The 21,230-nt window shown below is 72.0% G+C and carries 17 protein-coding genes; 10 read left to right on the forward strand and 7 right to left on the reverse strand.

Annotated elements, in window-relative coordinates:
- From IEZ00_RS31870 to IEZ00_RS31885, 4 genes are all read right to left on the reverse strand, one after another.
- Positions 1-699, reverse strand: a 699-nt coding sequence (locus tag IEZ00_RS31870) for a glycosyltransferase 87 family protein (RefSeq protein ID WP_189227085.1), incomplete at its 3' end; no start/stop codon positions are given.
- A 5-nt stretch (positions 700-704) separates the two neighbouring features.
- A complete protein-coding gene (locus IEZ00_RS31875) occupies positions 705-1,220 on the reverse strand; it encodes a VanZ family protein (RefSeq protein WP_189227086.1) in 516 nt (171 codons plus the stop codon).
- A 141-nt stretch (positions 1,221-1,361) separates the two neighbouring features.
- Positions 1,362-1,988 carry a response regulator transcription factor gene (locus IEZ00_RS31880; protein WP_189227087.1) on the reverse strand — a complete coding sequence of 209 codons (627 nt, stop codon included), beginning with the start codon at positions 1,986-1,988 and terminating at the stop codon, positions 1,362-1,364.
- Positions 1,985-3,016: a sensor histidine kinase gene (locus IEZ00_RS31885; RefSeq protein WP_189227088.1), complete on the reverse strand. Its 1,032-nt coding sequence runs from the start codon at positions 3,014-3,016 to the stop codon at positions 1,985-1,987. The genes IEZ00_RS31880 and IEZ00_RS31885 overlap by 4 nt, the downstream gene beginning before the upstream one ends.
- 360 nt (positions 3,017-3,376) lie before the next feature.
- On the opposite strand from IEZ00_RS31885, the gene IEZ00_RS31890 reads away from it, so the two are divergent.
- Positions 3,377-3,799 (forward strand): hypothetical protein, encoded by a 423-nt coding sequence (locus IEZ00_RS31890; RefSeq protein ID WP_189227089.1) that lies wholly within the window; start codon positions 3,377-3,379, stop codon positions 3,797-3,799.
- A gap of 155 nt (positions 3,800-3,954) precedes the next feature.
- Here the strand turns inward: IEZ00_RS31890 and IEZ00_RS31895 are convergent, their stop codons facing one another.
- Together IEZ00_RS31895 and IEZ00_RS31900 are read right to left on the reverse strand one after the other, a co-directional pair.
- Positions 3,955-4,500, reverse strand: a complete 546-nt coding sequence (locus IEZ00_RS31895; RefSeq protein WP_189227090.1) for a hypothetical protein — start codon at positions 4,498-4,500, stop codon at positions 3,955-3,957.
- 76 nt (positions 4,501-4,576) lie between these two features.
- Entirely contained in the window at positions 4,577-5,695 is a 1,119-nt protein-coding gene (locus IEZ00_RS31900) for an FAD-dependent monooxygenase (RefSeq protein WP_229796300.1), read from the reverse strand.
- Positions 5,696-6,266: 571 nt separating this feature from the next.
- Here IEZ00_RS31900 and IEZ00_RS31905 point away from each other — a divergent pair.
- A complete protein-coding gene (locus IEZ00_RS31905; protein WP_229796301.1) occupies positions 6,267-7,142 on the forward strand; it encodes an alpha/beta fold hydrolase in 876 nt (291 codons plus the stop codon).
- Between the two features lie 13 nt (positions 7,143-7,155).
- Here the strand turns inward: IEZ00_RS31905 and IEZ00_RS31910 are convergent, their stop codons facing one another.
- On the reverse strand, positions 7,156-7,968 hold the full coding sequence (locus IEZ00_RS31910; RefSeq protein WP_189227091.1) for an IclR family transcriptional regulator: 813 nt from the start codon (positions 7,966-7,968) through the stop codon (positions 7,156-7,158).
- A 451-nt stretch (positions 7,969-8,419) separates the two neighbouring features.
- Between IEZ00_RS31910 and IEZ00_RS31915 the strand changes: the two genes are divergently transcribed.
- The 8 genes from IEZ00_RS31915 to asnB all read left to right on the forward strand — a co-directional run bounded on the left by IEZ00_RS31915 (position 8,420) and on the right by asnB (position 21,222).
- Positions 8,420-9,958: an alpha/beta hydrolase gene (locus tag IEZ00_RS31915; protein ID WP_229796302.1), complete on the forward strand. Its 1,539-nt coding sequence runs from the start codon at positions 8,420-8,422 to the stop codon at positions 9,956-9,958.
- Positions 9,934-11,448, forward strand: coding sequence for an FAD-binding oxidoreductase (locus IEZ00_RS31920; protein WP_189227093.1), 1,515 nt, complete (start codon positions 9,934-9,936; stop codon positions 11,446-11,448). The genes IEZ00_RS31915 and IEZ00_RS31920 overlap by 25 nt, the downstream gene beginning before the upstream one ends.
- A gap of 450 nt (positions 11,449-11,898) precedes the next feature.
- Complete coding sequence (locus IEZ00_RS31925; protein WP_189227094.1) at positions 11,899-14,949, forward strand: AfsR/SARP family transcriptional regulator; 3,051 nt, start codon at positions 11,899-11,901, stop codon at positions 14,947-14,949.
- A 194-nt stretch (positions 14,950-15,143) separates the two neighbouring features.
- The gene (locus IEZ00_RS31930) at positions 15,144-16,199 is read left to right on the forward strand and encodes an ATP-grasp domain-containing protein (protein ID WP_189227095.1); all 1,056 of its coding nucleotides are present in this window, start codon (positions 15,144-15,146) and stop codon (positions 16,197-16,199) included.
- Positions 16,200-16,723: 524 nt separating this feature from the next.
- Positions 16,724-17,374 carry a nitroreductase family protein gene (locus IEZ00_RS31935; protein ID WP_229796303.1) on the forward strand — a complete coding sequence of 217 codons (651 nt, stop codon included), beginning with the start codon at positions 16,724-16,726 and terminating at the stop codon, positions 17,372-17,374.
- 32 nt (positions 17,375-17,406) lie between these two features.
- A complete protein-coding gene (gene fabD, locus IEZ00_RS31940; RefSeq protein WP_189227096.1) occupies positions 17,407-18,975 on the forward strand; it encodes an ACP S-malonyltransferase in 1,569 nt (522 codons plus the stop codon).
- Positions 18,968-19,246, forward strand: coding sequence for an acyl carrier protein (locus IEZ00_RS31945; protein ID WP_209620290.1), 279 nt, complete (start codon positions 18,968-18,970; stop codon positions 19,244-19,246). The genes fabD and IEZ00_RS31945 overlap by 8 nt, the downstream gene beginning before the upstream one ends.
- A gap of 5 nt (positions 19,247-19,251) precedes the next feature.
- Positions 19,252-21,222, forward strand: a complete 1,971-nt coding sequence (asnB, locus tag IEZ00_RS31950) for an asparagine synthase (glutamine-hydrolyzing) (protein WP_189227097.1) — start codon at positions 19,252-19,254, stop codon at positions 21,220-21,222.
- The last annotated feature ends 8 nt before the right edge of the window (positions 21,223-21,230 follow it).

The raw sequence follows: 21,230 nt of genomic DNA on the forward strand, positions 1-21,230 counted from the left end.
CAGGCCGTGCAACGACTGGTTGGCGCTGTAGGCGAGTCCGCCGACGCGCTGCGGGTCGAGCACCGCGTGGAACCAGAACTGCCGGGACTGCTCCGCGGCGAGCGCCCACCCGATCAGGCCGCAGGCGGTGAACGTCGTCACGGCGGTCATGGCGGACCGCCACCGCCCGCGTGCCAGGAAGTACAGCACGAAGATCGCAGGCGTCAGCTTGATCGCGGCGGCGAGGCCGACGAGCGCTCCCCTGGGCCACGGGGTGCGGGGGAGCAGGCAGTCGAGCACGACGAGACCGATCAGGACCATGTTGACCTGGCCGAGGTCCAGTCCGCCCCGCAGTGGTTCGAGCAGCAGGCACACCGCGGCGAGGCCGAAACCGGTGCGGGCGCTCGGTGCGGGCACCACGCAGGCCGCGGTGAACAGCGCGATGCCCGCCGCGGTGAAGACCAGGGCGGCGATCGGCACCGGCACCGGGGCGAGGCCGCTGAACAGCATCGCCGCGAAGGGCGGGTAGGTGAACGGCAACCCGCCGGGGCCGTGGAAGGCCGAGGTGTAGAGGTCCGCGCCGGACCGCCACGCCTCGCCGCCGGCCAGGTAGACCCGCAGGTCGAGGACACCCGAACCGAGGCTGCGCGCACCGACCCAGACGAGCAGCCCGACCCCGACCACCGTCCAGACGCGCCGAGGGTCGACGCGGTGCGGCACCGCCGTCATCGTGCCGCCGTCCGGTGCCGGTACGCCGCCAGCACACCCGCCGCGAGCGCCGCCGCCACCACGGCTCCCGCGCTGTTGTTGAGGAAGTCCTGCGTCTCGCACAACCCGCGCCGGGTGAGCGGCTGCACGATCTCGATCGCGGCGCTCAGCGCGATCGCCGACCCCAGCACCGCCAGCGGCCTGCGCGTCGCCAGCACGGCGCAGAACACCAGCGGCACGAACAGCAGGCCGTTCAGCAGTTCTATCCCGCCGTTCACCGCGAAGCCGTTGAGCTGGCAGAACTGGTCCCGGCCCGCCCAGTCCGGCAGCGTGCGCGAGAACGTCGCGCCCAGCACGACACCGAGCCAGATCCCCGCCAGCACCGAGGGAACCGGTCGCCACCCGGTCCGCCGCGCCGCGAGCCGTCCGCCGAAGCCCAGCGCCACGCCGCCCACCACCACGCCACCGCCGATGAGCGGGTTCGACAGCGAGTCGAACACCTGGAGCCACATCCACCACAGCTCGTTCAGCACAGGTCAAAACCCTTCGCCCACAACACAATTCGGTGCGGACGAAGCTATTGCTGGAAGGGCTGTCGCCGGATCGGCCGATGGGCCGGAAGATCATGGCCGTTCGGCCACCCGAGAAGCGCGGAGCAGGCCGGGTGGCCGTGGTCAGCCCGCCACCACGCGCGCGCGGAACGCCCACGTGACGATCTCGACGCGGTTGCGCGCGCCGACCTTGCCCTGCACCGATGCCAGGTGCGTCTTCACCGACGACAGCGAGATCCTCATCGCGGAGGCGATCTCGTTGTTGCTCAGCCCTCGCGCGACGTGGCGGACGACCTCCAGCTCCCGAGGGGTCAGCACGTCCGCGTCGCTGGTCGGGACCGGCGACGCGGACCGCCGCAGCACCCGCGACACGACCTGCGGGGACACCAGGGCCTCACCCCGCGCCGCCGACCTGACCGCCTCGACCAGCAGGCCGGGACTCGCGTCCTTGGTGAGGAATCCGCACGCGCCCAGGTCCAGCGCCCTCTGCAGCACCTCGTCGCTGTCGAACGTGGTCACCACCACGACGCGGGTGTGCGGCGCGAGCTGCCGGGTGACCTCAAGGCCGTCCAACCCCGGCATCCGCACGTCGACCAGGCAGACCTGCGGCAGCAACTCGCGAGCGCGCTGCACCGCGCTGACCCCGTCCGCGACGTCGGCGACCACCTCCACGTCGGGCTGCGCCTCCAGGATGAGGCGGAAACCCGCGCGGACCATGGCCTGGTCCTCGGCGATGAGCACGGAGATCACGCGCGCGCCTCCAGCGGCAGCTCGGCCGTGACCAGCCAGCCGTCCCCCGTGGCTCCGGCGAAGAACCGCCCACCCAGCTCGTGCACCCGTTCCTCCATGCCGATCAGCCCGAACCCGCCCGAGTGCGCGGACCTGCTCGTCCCGTTGTCGACGACGGACAGCAGCACCGCCGACGCGGTGAGCCGCACGTCCACCTCCACGCTCGTCGCGTCCGGGGCGTGCTTGCGCGTGTTGGTCAACGCCTCCTGCACGATGCGCAACACCGACCGTCCCAGCTCGGGCCGCACCACCTCGGTCAGCTCGATGTTGGTCCGCACCGGCAGCTCCGACCGCTCGGCGAGCCGGTGCAGGTCGGCGGTGAGGTCGCCGGTCGCGGCGGAGACACCGCTGTCCCGCAGGGTCCTGACCATCGCGCGCATGGCTCCCATCGCGTCGGTGCCGCCGTCGATGATGCCCGGCAACATCTCGCACGCGCCCGCCTTGTCGTGCTCGGCCACCAACAGCGCCGCCTGCGCCCGCACCAGCATTCCCGACACGTGGTGCGCCACCACGTCGTGAAGCTCCCTGGCCATGTCGAGCCGTTCCTCGTGCCGGGCCCGATCCACCGCCGCGGCGGCGAGCAACACCCGAGACCGTTCCCGCGTCCGCAGCAGCACCCCGATGAGGACCGCGACCACGCCCAGCGCCAGGACCAAGCCGGCCGCTTCCGCGCGCGAGACCATTTCATACCACCGGATCCAGGCCGCGTGCGCGCCGACGAGCACCACGGCGGCAACGGACGGCGATGCCACGGCTACCGGAGCTGTCCACGCCAGCGCCACCAGCAGCGCTGTCCCCGCGAGCAGCTCGGCCGCGGTCAGCACGGGGTGTTCGAACAGGCTGGCGCCGACGCCGGGCCCGTCCAGCAGCACCGCCCGGCTGAAGCCGCTGAGCAGTCCGGTCCTCAGGAAGACACCGGTGCACATCACGACCGTCGCGACGAGCAGCGTTGGCGTTCGTGCCCACCAGGGGCCGCGAGGTTCCTCCACGACGGGATCGTACGCACTGGGAGAACGGCGTGCCTCGGCCTTCCGGCCGAGGCGACTGGCCATCTGGTCAGATGATCGGGACGTCTCCGTGCTGGACGGCGCCGTGGTGCTGGTACAACTCTCCCGGCGTCCGCGGTCGCGGCGTACTGGGAATGTCGTTCGGCGGGGATCGCTCGGCCGCGCGCTGCCGTCACGGCCCGCGCGGGACCGCCTGCCGACCTTGACGACGAGGAACGACATGGTCTTGAGGCTGCCGCTCCACCCGGTCAGGACCGCGAAAGCGCTCTCACCGATGCGCCTGGCGAGCAAACAGTCGGGAAGCTGTGGGACGAGCTGGTCGCCCGCGTCCCGCCGCACCGGATGGGACACGCCCAGGCGTTGCAGTACTGGTGCAAGAAGTGGTTGGAGTCGCACGAGTTGATGTGCGACTTCGCCACCCGCACGGCGACGGCGTCCCCGTCGCTGGCGGCACTGGCGCTGCGGGCGGCGCACGAGATGGGAACCGACGAGCCCGAAGCGTTCCGCTCGCCGATGGTGCTGGACGCACTGGACGCGCTGCTGCCGTGGCTGGCGAGCGTGGGCGCCGACACGCGGTGGCTGCGCGGCGACCGGGGCTGGGCGATTCTCGCGCTGACGGCGAACGAGCGCTACGCCGAGGTGATCGACCACTTCCGCGTCCTCGGCCACCACGCGGACGGAGCCCCGTGGTCGATGGCCCCCAATCCCGCCAAGCTGTTCCCGCAGACCCGGATCGAGGCGTGCAAGGCGCTGCCCACGCCCTGAGCTCCTGGGATCGGACGATGACCGCAGCGGCGGCGCGCCCGTGAATCCCGGTGACCTCGTGCACGCCCGCGCCGAGTTCTCGGCCGCTGCCTCCCGGTGGTCGCCTTCAACCGCGCCCGCGTCATCCTGGCGCGGGTCGGCGTCGACAGGCCGACTCAGGGCAATGACGGGAAGAGCTCTTCCCACGACTTCAACGGTTCGGGCAGTTGCTCACCATGTGCCAGGTGGGCCAGGCGCAGACCCGGCCGCAGGAACTCCTTGGCGATGCGCAGAACCAGGATTTCCGGTCGTTCCAGCGTCGTCCAGTGCTCGGCTCGCGCTCGGGCCCGCTCGACCGGCATCGGCAGCTCCCGGATCAGGAGTTCGGTCATCCGGTGCGGGTCGAGCAGCTCGATGTCGGGGTTGGCGGGCACCTGCCACAGCAGGTCGGAGGACAGGTGCAGGGCTCGGTACGTCTTCTCCCGGTGGTCGAAGTCGCCTGCTGCGATCGCCGTTTCCACGGCATAGGCGTATGCCCGTGTGACGAGCGGCCAGTCACCTCCGGACAGTTCGACGGCGTCGCGCAGGATATGGGCGGTCAGCAGTTGCACCACGGCCAGCCACTGCTGCGCTTCCAGTTCGGACCGAGCCGGAGACCCGGTGGCGAGACGTGCCGCGAGGGACCGCAGATCCAGCCCGACCAGCTCGTGGAAGGCCGCCATCAGAATTTCACTCCCCGCTGTGGTGGGTGGTCCCGCCTCGAAGTGCTCGATGAGAGCCGGGCGCGCGGTCGGGCGTTCACGGCCGCTGCCCCAGAGTCGCCATCACCCGGCCCATCAGGCCCGGCACGTCGGCGTCGCGGGCATCGTCGAGCAGCCACTGACCCAGCTGCACCGAGGCGTCCACGACCACGCGCACGCGCGGGTAGCGGCGGTCCCGATAGGTGGTGAGCAGGGCGTCGTCCCAGGTGTCGTGGGTGGTCAGCAGCTCGGCCAGGACGGAGGCGTCCTCCAGCGACATGGCCGCGCCCTGGGCCAGGGTGGGCGGGCAGGCGTGGGCGGCGTCGCCGACCAGCACCACGCGGCCCCGGTGCCACGGCCCCTCGACCAGCAGCCGGTCGAACCACGTGTAGTTGACCACCGCCGGGTCGGTCAGCGCGCCCCGGATCTCCGGCCACGGCCCGCCGTAGCCCCGCGCCAGGCGCAGCATCTCGTCGGCGTAGGTGGAAGGGTCGATGTCGCCGCGGTCGCGGTTGCGCTCGACCAGGTAGGCGTAAGCGGTTTCCGGTCCGGTCGGGCAGCACCCGGCGATGAAGCACGGCCCGCCGTAGATCATCTGGGTGTGCTCCAGACCCTTGGGGCGCGGTACCGGGGCCCGCCAGATGGCCATGCCCGTCGGCGCGGGCACGTCCGTGATCCCGATCAGGCGGCGGGTGGCCGAGTTGAGGCCGTCCGCGCCGACCACCAGGTCGTAGCGGCCGGTCGTGCCGTCGGAGAACGCGGCGTCCCCGCTGTCGCTGTCCAGCGCGGTGACCGTGACGCCCAGCCGGACCGACGCGCCCGAGGCGCGCACGGCGTCGATGAGCAGCTGCTGCAGCTGCGGGCGCCGCATCCCGGTGGTGGCGGGCAGGTCGTCGCCGCCGAGGCGGGCGCCCGGCTGGGCGGTGAGCACCTCACCGGTCGGGGCGAGCAGGCTCATCCCGTCGAACGGGAATCCCTCGCGCAGCACCGCGTCGAGCACGCCGACCTCGCGCAGCACCCGCAGGGCGTTGCCCTGCAAGGTGATGCCCGAGCCCGCGGTGGCGTTCCAGCTCGGTTCGGCCTCCACGAGGTCCACCGCGTGCCCGGCGCGGCGCAGCAGGACGGTCAGGGCGTTGCCTGCGGTGCCACCGCCGACGACGAGGACGGTGCGGGTCATGTCGATTCCTTGGTGGTTGCCAGTGGAATGCCGTTGCGGCGGACATCGACGGCGGCGGAAAACGCCGTAACTGAACCGATCGATTCCGAACGGCGTTTCAGAGTAGCCAGGCTCGTTCGGATCGTCAACGCGGTCCCGGTCGAGAATGCCGCCCTCGCGGATCTGTCGCACCGCGGACGGGGCGGTATCCCCAGGAGTCGGGAGGAGCGGACGGTTCGCGGTGCCCGTAGTGCGGCACCGCTCCAGCGCGCGTGGTGTCCGGGACGAAGAAGTCGCGGACGGAAGCGGCCGTTCCGGGAACGGCACGTCGAGGTGGCGGTGGTCGCCGCCCGTCGCTTTTCGCTCCTGCCGCGATCGTCGGGTTCGCGCCTGATTGACGTTTTCGTGGTAATTCGGCTTCGGTGAGCTCGTGCGATACCGCCGGTGATCCCGCCGCGCGGAATTCCGGCAGCTCGGCACCACCTTCGGCGAGTCGGCCGTAGCGGACGGTGCGCGGAGGTGGGCTTTCCACTCACTCAGCAGTACTGCCACACCGGTGAGACGACCCCCTGGTCTTCGCCGCACCGGCGCGTTGACAGCCGACGTGCGCCTGTCTAGCTTCATGCTACTGAGCGATACGACGTACCGCATTGTGGCACAAGGAGTGGTTGTGGTGAGGGTGAGCGGGGCGGTCGACCGTGAGGTGCGGCGCTCGGGGGAGACCACCATCCGGTACGCGGTCAGCGGCCCCGAGACGGGGCCGACGGTGGTCCTCGTGCACGGCTGGGCGTGTGATCGGAGGGACTACGACGAGGTGGCCGAGCACCTGTCGGGGGAGTTCCGCGTGATCGCGGTCGATCTCGCCGAGCACGGGGAGTCGCGCTCGACGCGGGAGGTCTGGACGATCGGGGAGTTCGCTCGCGACGTGGCGGCGGTGCTCGACGCCGAAGCTGTGGAGGAGTGCGTCGTCGTCGGGCATTCGCTCGGTGGCGCTGTCACCGTGGAGATCGGCCGGTTGCGTCCCGACGTCGTCACGCACATCGTCGCGCTGGATGCCCTGCACTACCTGTTCCTGTTCGAGGCTGCGGACGAGGAGCGGGCGGAGGGTTTGCTGCGGTCGGTGCGTGAGGACTTCGCCGGGCTGGTGCGGAGCATGGTCGAGGCGGGTTCGCCCGCGGGCACCGACGAAGCGGTGAAGGACGCGTACTTCGAGAAGATGGTGTCGGTGCGCCAGCCCGCGGGCGTGCGCGCGTTCGAAGGGCTCGTCGCGTGGGACATGGACGAAGCGCTGAACGAGGTCGAGCAGCCGATCACGGTGTTCGGCGTGCGCTCGCTGGTGACGCGGGAGGCCCTCGACCGCCTCGGCGACCGGGTCGAGTTCGTGCTGGTCGACCTCGGCAGCCACCACTTCCACGTGGAGTCGCCGAAGGCGACGGCCGAGCTCATCGCGGGTGTGGTGGGCGCGTAAGGCGCGGACGCGGTCAGGTGGCGGAGATCAGGTCGCTGATCTCCTGCGCCGCCGCGACGACCAGTCGCGCGAAGGACTTCTCCCGTTCGCGGTCGTAGCGCATCACCGGTATCGCCAGTGTCACCGCCGCGATGGGCCGTCCGGTCGCGTTGGTGATCGCGGCGCCGATCGAGGCGACGTGGGGGCGGAACCACGACGACATGTCCAGGGCGTAGCCGCGCTCGGTGGTCCGGGCGATCTCCTGCAGCATCTGGTCAGGGGGCAGCAGGGGTGTGTCGGCGAACGACGTCAGGTCCGAGCGCAGCAGGTCGGCGACCTCCTCGGCGGCCAGCCGCGCCATGATCGACACGCCTCCGGTGCTCGCCACGAGCGGCACGCGCGTGCCGATGTCCATGAAGACCCGGACGACCTGGCTGCTCTCCTCCTGCGCGATGATCACGTACTCGGCCTGGTCGCGCAGGCCCAGCAGCACGGTTTCGCCCGTCTCGGCGGCGAGGCGCTTGATCACCGGAGCCGCGGCCTCGCGCAGGTCCTTCTCCCCGGCACCGCGCAACCCCAGCATGAGCGCCTTCATCGTCATGCCCCACCGCGCGTGCTCGGGGTCCACGACCCTGAGCCAGCCCGCCTGCTGCAGCGTGACCAGGCACCGCTGGACGGAGCTCTTCGGGATGCCGGTCGCCCGCGACAGCTCCGAAACGCCGATCGGTTGACGCGCGGCCACTTCCTCGAACACGCGAAGGGTGCTGAGCACGCTGTTCATCGAACGGATGCCGCTGCTCTGCCTGTTCTTGCCTGCCGCGTCGCCTGCTTGGTCCTCGGTGCCCATCGCGGCGAAACGTAACACTCCGACGCACAGCTGTGCCTCACGCCGGCACAACGGTCCTTCGCAACACCTCAACCTTGGACTACTTCTGGGCTTGGTGGGCGCCGTGGAGGAAATCCTCTCGCGGGGCTGACGAAGTGCCAGGGGGCCGTCCCCGCCCCTGCGTGCGGTCCACCCCCGATGCGGTGGTGACGACGATTCGGGTAGCTCCGCAGGCGGCACCGACCACGCATCGGGTGACGGTCAGTCGGCCGTAGGCCGCTGTCCCCCATGAGGGCTACAAGAAGTGTCCATATCAAGGGGATTTTCGGCGCCGCGGCCTCCCATAGGTTCGCTGACAACGGCGTCAGCTCGTCGTGGCACACCGAGAAACTGGAGAACAAGGGCGTTGAAGGCAATGCAACGGTCAGTGAAAGCCGGTATCCCCCGGAGGTTCACCGCAGTGGTGATCGCGGTGGGGTTCACCGTCGCGACGGCGGCCTGTGGTGCCGCCCCGGAGGAAGACGCGACGAACGGGGACGCACCACCGGTCGTCGCCGAAGCGGCCGCCACGGCCGCCACGTCGCGCATCACCTGGGGCAAGTGCCCGGCGTTGGCCGAGGGCGCCAGTCGCGACCCCCGGCTCACCTGCGGAACGGTGAAGGTTCCGCTCGACTACCGCGACCCCGGTGGCGAGAAGATCGAGGTGGCCGTCTCGAAGCTGCCCGCGGCGAAGTCCCGTGACCGCCGCGGTGTCCTGCTGCTGAACCCCGGCGGCCCGGCGTTGGCAGGCCTGGACACACCGGGTGTCGTGGCGCCGACCCTGCCGCCGTCGGTGCTGGCGGCCTACGACCTGGTCGGCTTCGACCCGCGTGGGGTCGGGCACAGCACCCCGCAGAGCTGCGGCCTCGACGACCCGTCCCTGGTCGGACTCTTCCCGTACCCGGCCGCGGACGGCTCGATCACCGCGAACGTCGACCACGCCCGCGCCGACGCCGAACGGTGCGCGGCGAACGCGGGCGAGAAGCTCCGGTACTTCACCACCGCCAACACGGCCCGCGACATGGACCGCATCCGCACGGCGCTCGGTGAGAAGAAGATCTCCTACTGGGGCCAGTCCTACGGCACGTACCTCGGCACCGTCTACGAATCGCTGTTCCCGGAGCACGCCGACCGGGTGGTCCTCGAGGGCAACGTCGACCCCGCGAAGGTCTGGGCCCACGCGACGGACAACTGGGGCAAGGCCATGTCGGAACGCTTCCCCGACGCGGCGAAGGTCGCCGCGGCGCAGCACGCCGCGCTCGGACTGGGCAGCACCGTTGACGAGGTGACCCGGAAGTACCTCGCACTCGCCGACCGCCTCGACCGCACCCCCGCGCCCGTCCCCGGCACCCCACTGGCCCTGACGGGGCCGATGCTGCGCACCGTCACCTACAGCCTCCTGCTGCACAACGAGAGCCTCCCGGTGCTCGCGCGGTTCTGGAAGGCCGCCGCCGGGCTGGCCGACGGCACGCTCAGCGAGGCGGACGGCCAGGTGCTGCAGCAGGTCTTCGCCGCGCCGCCGCCGACCCCCGGCGTGCCCGCCGACAACCAGGCCACCATGTTCCTGGCACTGACCTGTGGTGACGCGCAGTGGCCCGGCAACGTCGACGAGTACGCCCGCCGCACCGCCGAGGACCGCGCGGCCTGGCCGCTGACCGCGGGGATGCCCGCCAACATCTGGGCGTGCGCGTTCTGGCCGGAGCCGGTCGAAGAGCCCGTCCGCGTGACGGGCCGGGGACCGCGCAACACGCTGATCCTGCAGAACCGCAGGGACAACGCCACACCGTGGGAGGACGGCATCGGGCTGTACGAGGCCCTCGGCAAGCGCGCGGCTTTCGTCGGCGCGGACAACGGCGGGCACTACGTCTACAACCAGGGCTCCACGTGCGTGGACGAGGCGACGGTGACGTTCCTGACCACCGGCAGGCTGCCGGACAAGGAGGTCGAGTGCGCCGACATCGCCCCGCGATGACCGTGGTCGCGGTGCCGGTGCGGTCGGCCGAACAGCGGTTCCGCGCCGATTCCGCGGCTGGTTGCATCGGGGCCCGGCGGTGGGAGGTCTGCGTGGTGGTTTCACGGCGGAACGTGCTGCGGTGGGCGGGCGCTGCGGTGGTCGGGGGCGACGCGGTCGTCGGGACGCGACCCGAGCGGTGGGCGCGGTTGCGGGATCGGTTGTCCGGTGAGCTGCTGCTGCCAGGCGAGGTCGGCTACGACACCGCGCGGCTGCCGTTCAACTCCCTGTTCGACCACCACCGGCCCGCGGCGATCGCCCGGTGCGCGCGGCCGCAGGACGTGCGGCTCTGCCTGGACGAGGCGCGCGAGTCCGGTGTCCGGGTGGCGGCTCGTGGCGGCGGGCACAGCTACGCCGCCTACTCCACCCCGCACGAGGGGCTGGTGGTCGACCTGGCGCCGATGGCGGCCGTCGAGGTGCGGCCGGACGGCACCGCGGTGGTCGGCGCGGGCGCCCGGCTGCGCGAGGTCTACGCGGCGCTGACCGCCGCCGGTCGCTGCCTGCCGCTGGGCAACTGCCCGTCGGTCGGCATCGCGGGGTTCACCCTGGGCGGCGGCCTCGGGTGGGTGGACCGCACCTTCGGCCTGGCGTGCGACTGGCTGCGTTCGGCCAGGGTCGTCACCGTGGACGGCAGGCTGCTGACCGCGTCGGCCGAGTGCGAACCGGACCTGTTCTGGGCGCTGCGCGGCGGTGGCGGCGGAAACTTCGGCGTGGTGACCTCGTTCGAGTTCGCCACCGTCCCCGCGCCGGAGGTGCTGACCGTGTTCCGCCTGCGGTTCCCCGCCGGTTCGGCGGCGGACGTGCTCGGCGCGTGGCAGCCGTGGAGCGTCGCGGTCCCCGACGAGGTGTCCAGCGTCTGCGTGGCCGCGCCGGACGGTTCGGTGGACGTCACCGGGTGCGCGGTCGGCCCGGAGGGCGTGCTGCTCGGCGAGCTCGCGCGGCTGCGCGCCGCGATCGGGGTCGACGCGCCGCTGGAGCACGCCGAGGTCGACTACCCGACCGCGACCGGCATCATGACCGGCGGCCATCCGACGCGCAACGCCTTCCGGGCGTCCTCGCGCATCGCCGACCGCATGTGGGACGACCCGACGGCCGTGGTGGAGACGTTGCGGGGCAGGGAGAGCGCCCTGCTCATCATCGGCGCGCTGGGCGGTGCGATCGACCGGAGGGGCGCGACCGACACGGCCTACCCGCACCGCGGCGCGCCCACGTCTATCGAGGTGTTCGGCACCGTCGGCGACCTGCGGCCCGAGCGGGTCACCCGTGAGGTGGACCAGGTGCAGACCGCGTTGGCCCGCCTGATCGGCACCGGTACCTACATCAACTACCTGGACCCCCGGCAGGAGGACTGGGCCAGGACCGCGTACCGGCACAACCTGCCGCGGCTGCGCGCGATCGCGCGGCGGTACGACCCCGACGGCGTGCTGAGGTTCCCGCAGTCCCTGCGCTGATTCCCACTGCTCAGAGCGGCGACAACCCGTGCGCACACTCGATCCCGATTGTCAACCTGTGGCGACAAGTCGTTTTCGGTTCAATAAGCGCGGGGCATTGGGTTCAGGCGGGATCGTTTCCCTTTCGTGCAGGCATCCGTGCGAACTCTTGCGCGATCGGCTTCCGTCTCAGATGATCCAATCGGAGGAAGTCTCGGGTTCTGGTGGAGCGCGGTGAAGGAGCTGGACGTCCATTCTGGGCCGGGGTGAGGGACTGATCGGGAGCGACCGTTCCCTGCCGGAGGCCGGTGTCGTCCGGGATGTCGTGCTGCGCTGTTCCACCGCCCCATTCGGGCATTCGCGGTTCCGCGAGCGGTGGGTGACGTACCGGGGTCCGTCCGCCGCGGCCGCATGGAAGACCTGTGAAGGGTGTGACGGCGTGGCCTGCGTGCGGAAAGGTGTCGACTTCTGATGGGTGGCGCGCCTTCTCAGGCGGAGTCGGAGCTGCGGATCAACGTGCTGGGGTCGCTGGAGTGCTGGGCCGGTACGCGCCGCATCCACCTCGGCGGGGCCGTCCAGACGCGGGTGATGGCCGCGCTCCTGCTCGAGTCCGGTCAGGTGCTCAGCATTTCCCAGCTGGTCGACTCGGTGTGGGACGAGGACCCGCCCGCCACCGCGACGCACCAGGTGCGCAAGGCGGTGGCCCGCCTGCGCCAGCTCATCCCCGCCGGTGACGAGATCATCCTCACCGAGAGCCCCGGCTACCGCGCCGTCCTGCCCGCGGAGCAGGTGGACGTCAACATCTTCCTGGACCTGCTGGACAAGGCCAAGAAGGCGTCCGAGGCCCGGAGGTGGGACGAGGCCGCGACACACCTGGAGGGCGCGCTCGCGCTGCGGCGCGGATCCGTGCTCGCGGGCGCCGGTGGTCCGGTGATCCGGGCCGCGGACGTCGCGCTGCAGGAGCGGTACCTGGACGCGGTGGAGCAGCTGAACGAGCTGCGCCTGTCGCGCGGGGAGTCCTGGAAGCTGGTCAGCGAGCTGCGCGAGCGCGTCGTGGCCCACCCGCTGCGGGAGAAGCTGCGGGGGCAGCTGATGCTCGCCCTGTACCGCTCGGGGCGGCAGGCGGAGGCCCTGGAGGAGTACCGGAAGGTCCACGAGCTGCTGGCCGAGGAGCTGGGCATCAGTCCCGGCGGTGAGCTGTCGGACCTGTACCAGCGCATGCTGCGCACCGACCCCGCGCTCGAACCGCCCGTCGCCGGGGAACCGGTGGTGGTCGCGACCGCCGAGCCCGAGCCGGTCGCGGAGCCGACTGCCGCGACGGTCGCCCGCACGCTGCCCTACGACCTCCCGGACTTCATCGGCCGCGAGTCGGAGCTGCGGGAACTGCTGAGCTACCTGGACGAGCCCGCCGGTCGGGGCCCGCGGATCGTCGCGATCGACGGGATGGGGGGCGTGGGGAAGACGTCGCTGGCCGTGCGCGTGGCGCACCTGGTCGCCGACCGCTACCCGGACGGGCAGCTGTACCTCAACCTGCGCGGCTACACCGCCGGGGCGCAGCCGCTCCCGCCCGGTGACGCCGTGGAGACGCTGCTGGGCATGCTCGGCGTGGGCGCCGACCAGATGTCGGACGACGTCGAGGCGCGGTCGATGCTCTGGCGGGCGACGACGGCGCAGAGCAGGCTGCTCGTCCTGCTGGACAACGCCTACGACGTCGCCCAGGTGTGGCCGCTGCTGCCGCTCGGCCCCGAATCGCTCGTGCTGGTCACCAGCCGGACACGGCTGATCGACCTCGACGGTGCGCACTGGATGTCGCTGGGCACGATGACCAGGGAGGACAGTGCGGCGATGGCCGCCAAGCTGCTGGGTGGCAGGCGCACCGCGGCCGAGCCCGAGGCGGTGGCCGAGCTGGTCGACCTGTGCGGTCACCTCCCGCTGGCGATGCGGATCGCCTTGAGCAGGCTCAGCAACCGTCCGCGCTGGCCGATCGGCTACCTGGTCGACCGCATGAGTGACGAGTCGCGGCGCCTGGACGAGCTCAAGTCCGGGGAGCGCGGCGTCGAACTGACGCTGCGGATCTCCTACGAGGGACTCGCGCCGCGGCTGCGCTGGGCGTTCCGCGTGCTCGGCGCCCATCCGGGCCGTGACATCGACGTCAACTCGGCGGCGGCGTTGCTGGGCATGTCACCGGAGGCCGCGGAGGGCGTGCTGGAGGTGCTCCTGGACGCGCACATGCTCCAGCAGCACGAGATCGGCTACTACACGTTCCACGACCTGGTGCGCAGCTTCGTCAACCAGTTCGACCTGACCGGCGACGACGACGGCGCCGCCGACGCCTTCAAGCGGTTGCTCGACTACTTCGTCCACGCCACCGACCACGTCTGCGACCAGCTGTTCCCCGGTCGCGTGCGGTTGTCGCCCGAACCGACCGACAGCACACCCGCCCTGCCCGCGCTGTCGACCCGCGAAGCGGCGCGGCAGTGGCTCGACCGCGAGCAGACCACCTTGCGGGAGGCGGTCGTGCTCGCGCACGCGCGCGGGTTGGACCGGCACGTGGCCCGGCTCGCCCGCAACGTCGTCTTCCCCTTGGACGCCGATGGCCTGTACACCGAGTTCGTCGAGGTGACGCGGATCGCGGTGGTCTCGTCACGACGCCTCGGCGACCCGGAGCTGCTGCGCCTGAGCCTGTCGAACGCCGCGGTGGCCCACTGGAAGCTCGGCAGGCTCGGCGACGGGATCGCGGCGGCGTCGGAGGCGCTGGACCTCGCGGTGGAGCTGGACGACCAGCGCGGGGTGGCCAAGGACACCGGCATGCTCGGCCTGCTGATGTGCACCTCCGGCCGGTTCGGCGACGCCCTGTCGCTGCTCCAGGAGTCCATCCGGATGAAGCGGGAGCTCGGCGCGGCCCGGACCGAGGCGGAGTCCCTGGCCAACCTCAGCTCGCTCTACGAGCAGTGGGGCCGCTACACCGAGGCGGCCGAGGCGGCCGAAGCGGCCGTGGTCATCAACCGCGAGCTGGGGGCCTCGGAGAACGAGATCGTGGCCCTCGTCGATCTGGCGCTGGCCCTGCTCGGCATGGGCGCCCTGGAGCAGGCCGACGAGCACCTGCGGCGGGTCCGCGAACTCGGCCATGACGTCGGCGCGCCCGGTGACGTCGCGCTCGGCTACGCCCTGTCGGCGCTGGTCGCCCACCGGATGGGCCGACCGGGGGAGGCCCGGAGGTTCGTCGAGTTCGGGCTGCAGTACCACAAGGCGCGCTGGACCCCGATCCGGCGCGTCGTCATCGGCAACATGATCGGCCGCCTGCGCCGGGCCGAGGGGGACCACGCCGAGGCGCTCGTGCTGCACGAGCGGGCGCACGCGCTGGCGGCCGACATCGGCTACCGGATCGAACAAGCCCGTGCGCTGGTCGGGTTGGCCGAGGCCAGTGCCGCGCTGGGCGAGGTGGAGCAGGCCAGGTGCCACCGCGAGCGGGCCGACGAGATCTTCCGGGACCTCGGCGTGCCGTCCGCGGCGCGCACCTGACCGGCGCGCTGCGAAGGGAACGAATCGGTAACCGGTGCGGCCAGGGTGGAGCGGCGCACGTGTCACCCATCGTCGTGGCCGCGGTACGACTTCGGCGGATCGCAGGTCACCGAACCGCGAGGAGTCACTATGAGTCGGCGACACCATGGCGGTCCGTCCGCAACCGCCGGCACCGCCGAGGGCGAGGTGCCGTCGTGAACGTGGAACCCACCGGGCCGCCGTCCTGCAGGCTGCTGCTCTGCCTGCCCTCGCTGCCCTTCGCCCGGAAGGCGGCGCGCTGCGGCCTCGACCTGTGGCTCGTCGTCGACCAGGCGCAGCACGCGGTGTTCACCCTGCTGACCGCCGACCGGACGACACCGGTGGATTCCCACGACGAGGTCGCCGTCGCCGACGCCGTCACCGAGGTGGTCCGGCGCAACGGCATCACGCACGTGCTCGACGCCGAAGGGGTTCCGGCGGCAGGCGTCACCGGGGCCGAGGACCTCGAAGCCGTCCGCGTGCTGGCCGACGACTACCGGCTGGAGCAGGTGCTCGCCCCGAGCCACCACCCGATGGTGCGGACCCGCACCGTGGCTGACGCCGCGGACGTCCCCAAGGCGGTCGCCGACATCGGCCCGCCCGCGGTGATCCGGTCGGCCGACAGGGAAGCGGTCGTGCGGTCCGAGGTGGAGCTGGATGAGTGGGTGCGCCGCCTCGGGGACGGCCAGGGGCCGTTCGCGGTGGGGGAGTTCGTCGCCGGGCCGCAGGTGGTGGTCACGACGTTAACCCACGACGGCATGCACCGCGTCGTGGGCATCACCGCGAGGCAGGTCGCGGCGCACGGGGTGCGCTACCTGCACCCGGCGGTCCTGGACGAGCCCGAGGCGAAGCGGGTCCGGGCGACCGTCACCGCGATGCTGGACCTGGTGGGCTACGAGTTCGGCCCGGCCCAGACCAGGGTGGTCCTGTCCGACCACGGTCCCCGGATCGTGCGGTCCCGACCGGGATTCGGCCACCGGGAGATCCGCAGGCTGATCGAGGTCACCTCCGGGTTCGACGTGCAGACCGAGCTGTTCCGCGCGCTGGCGGGCGTGCCGGTCCACCCGCCGCTGGCCCGCTGGTTCGCCGGTGTCGAGTTCTTCCGGCTGCCCGGCGCCGAACCGCCTTGCGACCAGGACGGGACGTCCGGGCCGCGCGTGCTGGCCGAGGGACCGACAGCGGAACTCGTCGCCGAGCGCCTCGACCTCGCCCGCCACCGCCTCTGGTCGTGAGGCGGGACGACCGCCACCCCCCACCGGACCCGATACCCGCGGGGAGGTACAGAGAGGTATAGGGGGCGGAATGAAAACGGGAACCACGGCTGTGACCATGAATTCTGTCGTTACCGAGCAGAGGAAGTGGTGACATGCGAGGCGGATCCGCCGACACGATTCCGTGGGACCTCGAGGCGCGCGTTGCCGAGGTGTCTCGGACGGTTTTGCCCGCGCTCGTCTCCACCGGTTTCGGCGTGAGCCGGTTGACGCGGGCCGGTGCGCGCGTCGGCGGCGAAGGACCGAACCGCTGACACGTCGCCCGCTGCGCGTGCCGGGGACTCGCACGCACGCGGGAACGGTGGCCAGGGGTGGGGCGCGCACGTCGCGGCCCTGAACCCCGCCGCGGTGCCGAACAGCGCGCCCGGACGGCGGGGGAATCCGGCTCCGGTGAATTCGCGCGGCACTTCGCGCCGCGCCCGGCGCGAACCGCGCTGTCACGAGCCGACTTCGCACGCCTTCAGGACACGCCTTCAGGAGGAGCGATGAACATCGACGTCGCGAGCGTCGACCACGTGCTGAGCACCACCCGCGCGGTCCGCCGCAAGCTCGACCTCGACCGCCCGGTCGAGGAGGAGGTGCTGACCACCTGCTTGAGGCTGAGCACCTACGCCCCGTCGCCGGGCAACCAGCAGCAGTGGCGCTGGATCGTCGTGCGGGACGCGGAGCGGCGCAAGCAGCTGGGCGAGCTGTTCCGGGAGGTCGGCCAGGTCTACCTGGAACAGACCCGTGAGCGGCTGGGCGCCGCGGTCGACTACCCGCCGGTGCGCCGGATGATCACCTCGGTGCAGCACCTGGTCGACGTGATCGACCGCGTCCCGGTGTTCGTGATCCCCTGCGTGCAAGGGCCCCGGCCCTCCGGCAACGTCGAGTCGACCTCGTTCTACGGCGGGATCTACCCCGCGGTGTGGAGCTTCCAGCTCGCGCTGCGGGCACGCGGCCTGGGCACCGTCCTGACGACGCTGCACCTGCACCGGGAGGCCGAGGCCGCGCGGATCCTCGGCCTGCCCGCGGACGTGACCCAGGTCGGCCTGCTGCCGGTCGCCTACACGACCACCACCGACTTCCGGCCCCCGGTCCGCCAGCCGCTGGAGGCGGTGGCCTTCCTCGACACCTGGGGCCACCCGCTGTGCTGACCAGCCACACCAGGAGGAGAGCGGGAACAGCCATGCCGGTCGCCGACGGGACCAGCGTCGCGCTCTTCCCCGGCCAGGGAACCCAGGCCAAGGGGATGGGTGCGGACCTGTTCGACCGATTCCCCGAGCACACCGCCCTCGCCGGTGAGGTGCTCGGCTACGACATCGCCCGGCTGTGCCTGGAAGACCCGGACCACCGACTCGACGACACCCGCTACACCCAACCCGCCCTCTACGTCGTGAACGCGCTGTCCTACTGGGACCGGGTGGCCCGCGGCGAGCCGGAGGCGGACGTCCTGCTGGGGCACAGCCTCGGGGAGTACAACGCGCTGCTGGCCGCGGGGGCGTTCGACTTCGAGACCGGGCTGAAGATCGTGGCCCAGCGGGCGGAGCTGATGGCCGCGCAGCGCGGCGGGGCCATGCTGGCGGTGGTGGGCATGTCCGCCGAGCGGCTGGCCGACCTGCTCGCCGAGCAGGACCTGACCACGCTGGACGTGGCCAACCGCAACACCCCGACGCAGAACGTGCTGTCCGGCCCGGCCGAGGACATCGACCGGGCGCGCGAAGCGCTGACCGGGCACGGGGTCCGGGTGGCCGCGCTGCGCGTGTCGGCCGCCTTCCACTCGCGGTACATGCGCGCGGCGCGGGACGAGTTCGCCGCCTTCCTGCGCGGCTTCCGGTTCGGCCCGCTGACCCGGACCGTGATCGCCAACGTCACCGCCCGCCCGTACCGCGACGGCGAGGTGGCGCGGACCCTGAGCGATCAGATTGCCGGGTCCGTGCGCTGGTCGGACAGCGTGCGCTCGGTGCTGCGCGGGCTGCCCGGCGCGCGGTTCCGTGAGATCGGCGGAACCGGGGTGCTGACCCGCATGGTGCGCCAGATCGAGGGCGCGCCCACCGCGCCGGAGGCACGGCCGCGCAGGGTGTTCACCGTGGCCTACGCGGGCGGGGACGAGAACGCCTACCGCGCGCTGGCCGGGCACACCGGGGACCTGGAAGTGGTGCCGCTGGAGCGGCCGGGACGCGGCAGGCGGGTGGCCGAGCCGCTGCTGACCGATGTCGACGCGGTGGTGGCCGACCTGGTGGACCAGCTGCGGGGCAGGCTCGACGAGCCCTACGCCGTCTACGGCCACAGCCTCGGCGCGCGCCTGGCGTTCCTGGTCTGCCGCGCGCTGCGGGCCGAGGGCCTGCCCCTGCCGCGGCGGCTCGTCGTCTCCGGCGAGTGCGGGCCGTCGATACCGAGCCGGGAGCGCGACACTTGGCGCCTGACCGGGGACGCGTTCTGGGCGCACCTCGACCGGCTCGGCGGCGTGCCGCAGCAGTTGCGGCAGTTCGAGGACCTGATGGCGCACTACGAGCGCGTGCTGCGCGCGGACTTCACGCTGCTGGGCCGGTACGCCCACCGCGAGGAGCCGCCCCTGGACGTGCCGATCACCGTCGTCACCGGCGACCGGGAGCCGTTCACCGACGCGGAGATCGGCGCCTGGCAGCGCGAGAGCACCGAACCACTGGCCCGCCACCGCCTTCCCGGCGACCACTTCTTCATCCGCGGCCACTGGGCCGAGCTGGCCCACCTGATCGAGGGAGCACCCCATGCCTGACGCGACGTTGACCGCCGAGCTGAAGGACTACCTGGAGTCCGAGGCGCTGATCCGGTTCGGCGAGGAGATCACCGAGGACACCGACCTGTTCAAGGCGGGCGTGCTCGACTCGTTCGGCTACATCGCGCTGATGAACCACCTCCACGAGCGCTACGGCGTCGAGCTCGGCGAGGAGCTGCTGGACTCCGTGCGGGTGTCGCTGCGGGCGATCGTGGAGCTGGTCGAGGCGAGCGCCGTGCCCAGCGCCGCCCACGGCGAGGACGGCCGGTAGCGGGCATGTGCGGAATCGCCGGCGCCTACGGTGGCGAACTGCCCTCCGGCAGCCACCGGGACCTCATCGAAGGCATGCTCCGCCAGATCGAGCACCGCGGCCCGGACGAGGCGGGGTGCTACCTGGACGACCGGCTCGTCATGGGCACGGTCCGGCTCGGCATCATCGACCTGGCCAACGGCTCCCAGCCGATCGGCAGCGCCGACGGGCGGTGGTGGCTGTGCTACAACGGCGAGCTCTACAACTACCGCGAGCTGCGCCGGGAGCTGAGCGCGCGCGGTGTCCGGTTCCACACCGACTCCGACACCGAGGTCGTGCTGCAGGCGTGGCTGACCTGGGGCCGCGAGTGCCTGCCCCGGTTCAACGGGGCCTTCGCCTTCGCCGTCTACGACTCGGCGGCCGACGAGCTGACCCTGGTGCGCGACCGGTTCGGCAAGCGCCCGCTGTTCGTGGCGCGCCACGAGGGGACCTGGCTGTTCGCCTCCGAGATGAAGGCCTTCCTGGCCTACCCCGGTTTCCGGTTTCGCTTCGACCAGGAGCAGCTCGCCTCGATCTTCGCCACCTGGACGCCGCTGCCCGCGCAGAGCGGCTACCACGGCGTCGAGCAGGTGCCGATGGGCGAGTACCTGCGCCTGCGCGGCGACCGGGTGGAACGCGGCCGCTGGGCCACGCTCGACCTGGAGCCCGGTCCGGCGCCGGAGTCCGAGCGGGACGCGGTCGAGCTGATCCGCGCGGAGCTGGCCGCCGCCGTGGACGTGCGGCTGCGCAGTGACGTCGAGGTCGGGGTCTACGTCTCCGGAGGCTTGGACTCCTCCATCATCGCGCACCTGGCCGCGGCCAGGCAGCCCGGCCCGCTGCGGACGTTCTCCATCGAGTTCGACGACGCCGCGGTCGACGAGTCCGCCGAGCAGGCCGCGCTCACCGCGCGGCTGGGCACCCGGCACCACGCCGTGCGGATCCGGGACGAGGACGTGGTGCGCGCGTTCCCGGCCGCGGTCAGGCACGCCGAGGTGCCCGCCTTCCGCACCGCGTTCGTGCCGATGTACCTGCTGGCCGAGCAGGTGCGCCAGGCCGGGATCAAGGTGGTGCTCAGCGGTGAGGGCGCCGACGAGGCGTTCCTCGGCTACGGCATCTTCAAGGACGTGCTGCTGCTGACCGCGTGGCACGACCTCGACGAGGACACGCGGCTCGACCGGATCGCGCGGATCTACCCGTACCTGCCGCACTTCGCCGGTGAGGGCGCGGCGCGCCGGATGCTGGGCCTGTACCGGCAGTTCACCGAGGAGCGCCTGCCCGGCCTGTTCTCCCACCAGATGCGGTTCCAGAACGGGCGCTTCGCGGTGCGCCTGCTCCGCGACGCGCCCGACCCCTTCGAGGCGGTCCGGCGGCTGGTGGCGGCCGAACCCGGCTACGACGCCCTCGCACCGGTGCGCAAGGCGCAGTGGCTGGAGTTCCGGACGCTGCTGGCCGGGTACCTGCTGTCCACCCAGGGCGACCGGATGGCCCTCGGCCACGGCGTCGAGAACCGCTGCCCGTTCCTCGACCCGGCGGTGGTGCGGCTGGCCGCCTCGGTCAACCACCGCTTCGGCGACCCGTTCGACGAGAAGTACCTCCTCAAGCGCGCCTACGCGGACGTGCTGCCGCAGCGGGTGGTCGCCAAGGGCAAGTTCCCCTACCGCGCCACGGACAGCGCGGCCTTCGTGCGCGCGGCACCGGACTACCGCGACACCCTGACCGACTCGACCGTGCTCGACGAGATCGGCGTCCTCGACCCGCGGTTCACCCGCGCGCTCGTGGACCGGGTCTTCGACGGTCCCGCCGAGCGCGTCGGGACCAAGGAGAACCAGGCGTTCACCCTGCTGGCTTCGCTGTTCTGGCTGCACCACTGGTTCGTGCGCGGACAGGCGCGCGAGCGCTCGCCGCTGCGCTGCGGGCTGCACGTGGTCGACCGCCGCACGAGCGCGCTGCCTGCCTGACCGGCACG

Origin of the sequence: Saccharothrix coeruleofusca (assembly GCF_014648515.1) — a bacterium.
GTDB lineage: Bacteria > Actinomycetota > Actinomycetes > Mycobacteriales > Pseudonocardiaceae > Actinosynnema > Actinosynnema coeruleofuscum.

Excerpts from the sequence above, each read along its gene's own strand:
- IEZ00_RS31910 (WP_189227091.1), bottom strand. The coding sequence starts at position 7,968 with ATGGGCACCGAGGACCAAGCAGGCGACGCGGCAGGCAAGAACAGGCAG.
- IEZ00_RS31945 (WP_209620290.1), top strand. The coding sequence starts at position 18,968 with ATGCCTGACGCGACGTTGACCGCCGAGCTGAAGGACTACCTGGAGTCC.
- asnB (WP_189227097.1), top strand. The coding sequence starts at position 19,252 with ATGTGCGGAATCGCCGGCGCCTACGGTGGCGAACTGCCCTCCGGCAGC.
- IEZ00_RS31925 (WP_189227094.1), top strand. The coding sequence starts at position 11,899 with ATGGGTGGCGCGCCTTCTCAGGCGGAGTCGGAGCTGCGGATCAACGTG.
- fabD (WP_189227096.1), top strand. The coding sequence starts at position 17,407 with ATGCCGGTCGCCGACGGGACCAGCGTCGCGCTCTTCCCCGGCCAGGGA.
- IEZ00_RS31900 (WP_229796300.1), bottom strand. The coding sequence starts at position 5,695 with ATGACCCGCACCGTCCTCGTCGTCGGCGGTGGCACCGCAGGCAACGCC.
- IEZ00_RS31890 (WP_189227089.1), top strand. The coding sequence starts at position 3,377 with ATGGGACACGCCCAGGCGTTGCAGTACTGGTGCAAGAAGTGGTTGGAG.
- IEZ00_RS31935 (WP_229796303.1), top strand. The coding sequence starts at position 16,724 with ATGAACATCGACGTCGCGAGCGTCGACCACGTGCTGAGCACCACCCGC.
- IEZ00_RS31895 (WP_189227090.1), bottom strand. The coding sequence starts at position 4,500 with ATGGCGGCCTTCCACGAGCTGGTCGGGCTGGATCTGCGGTCCCTCGCG.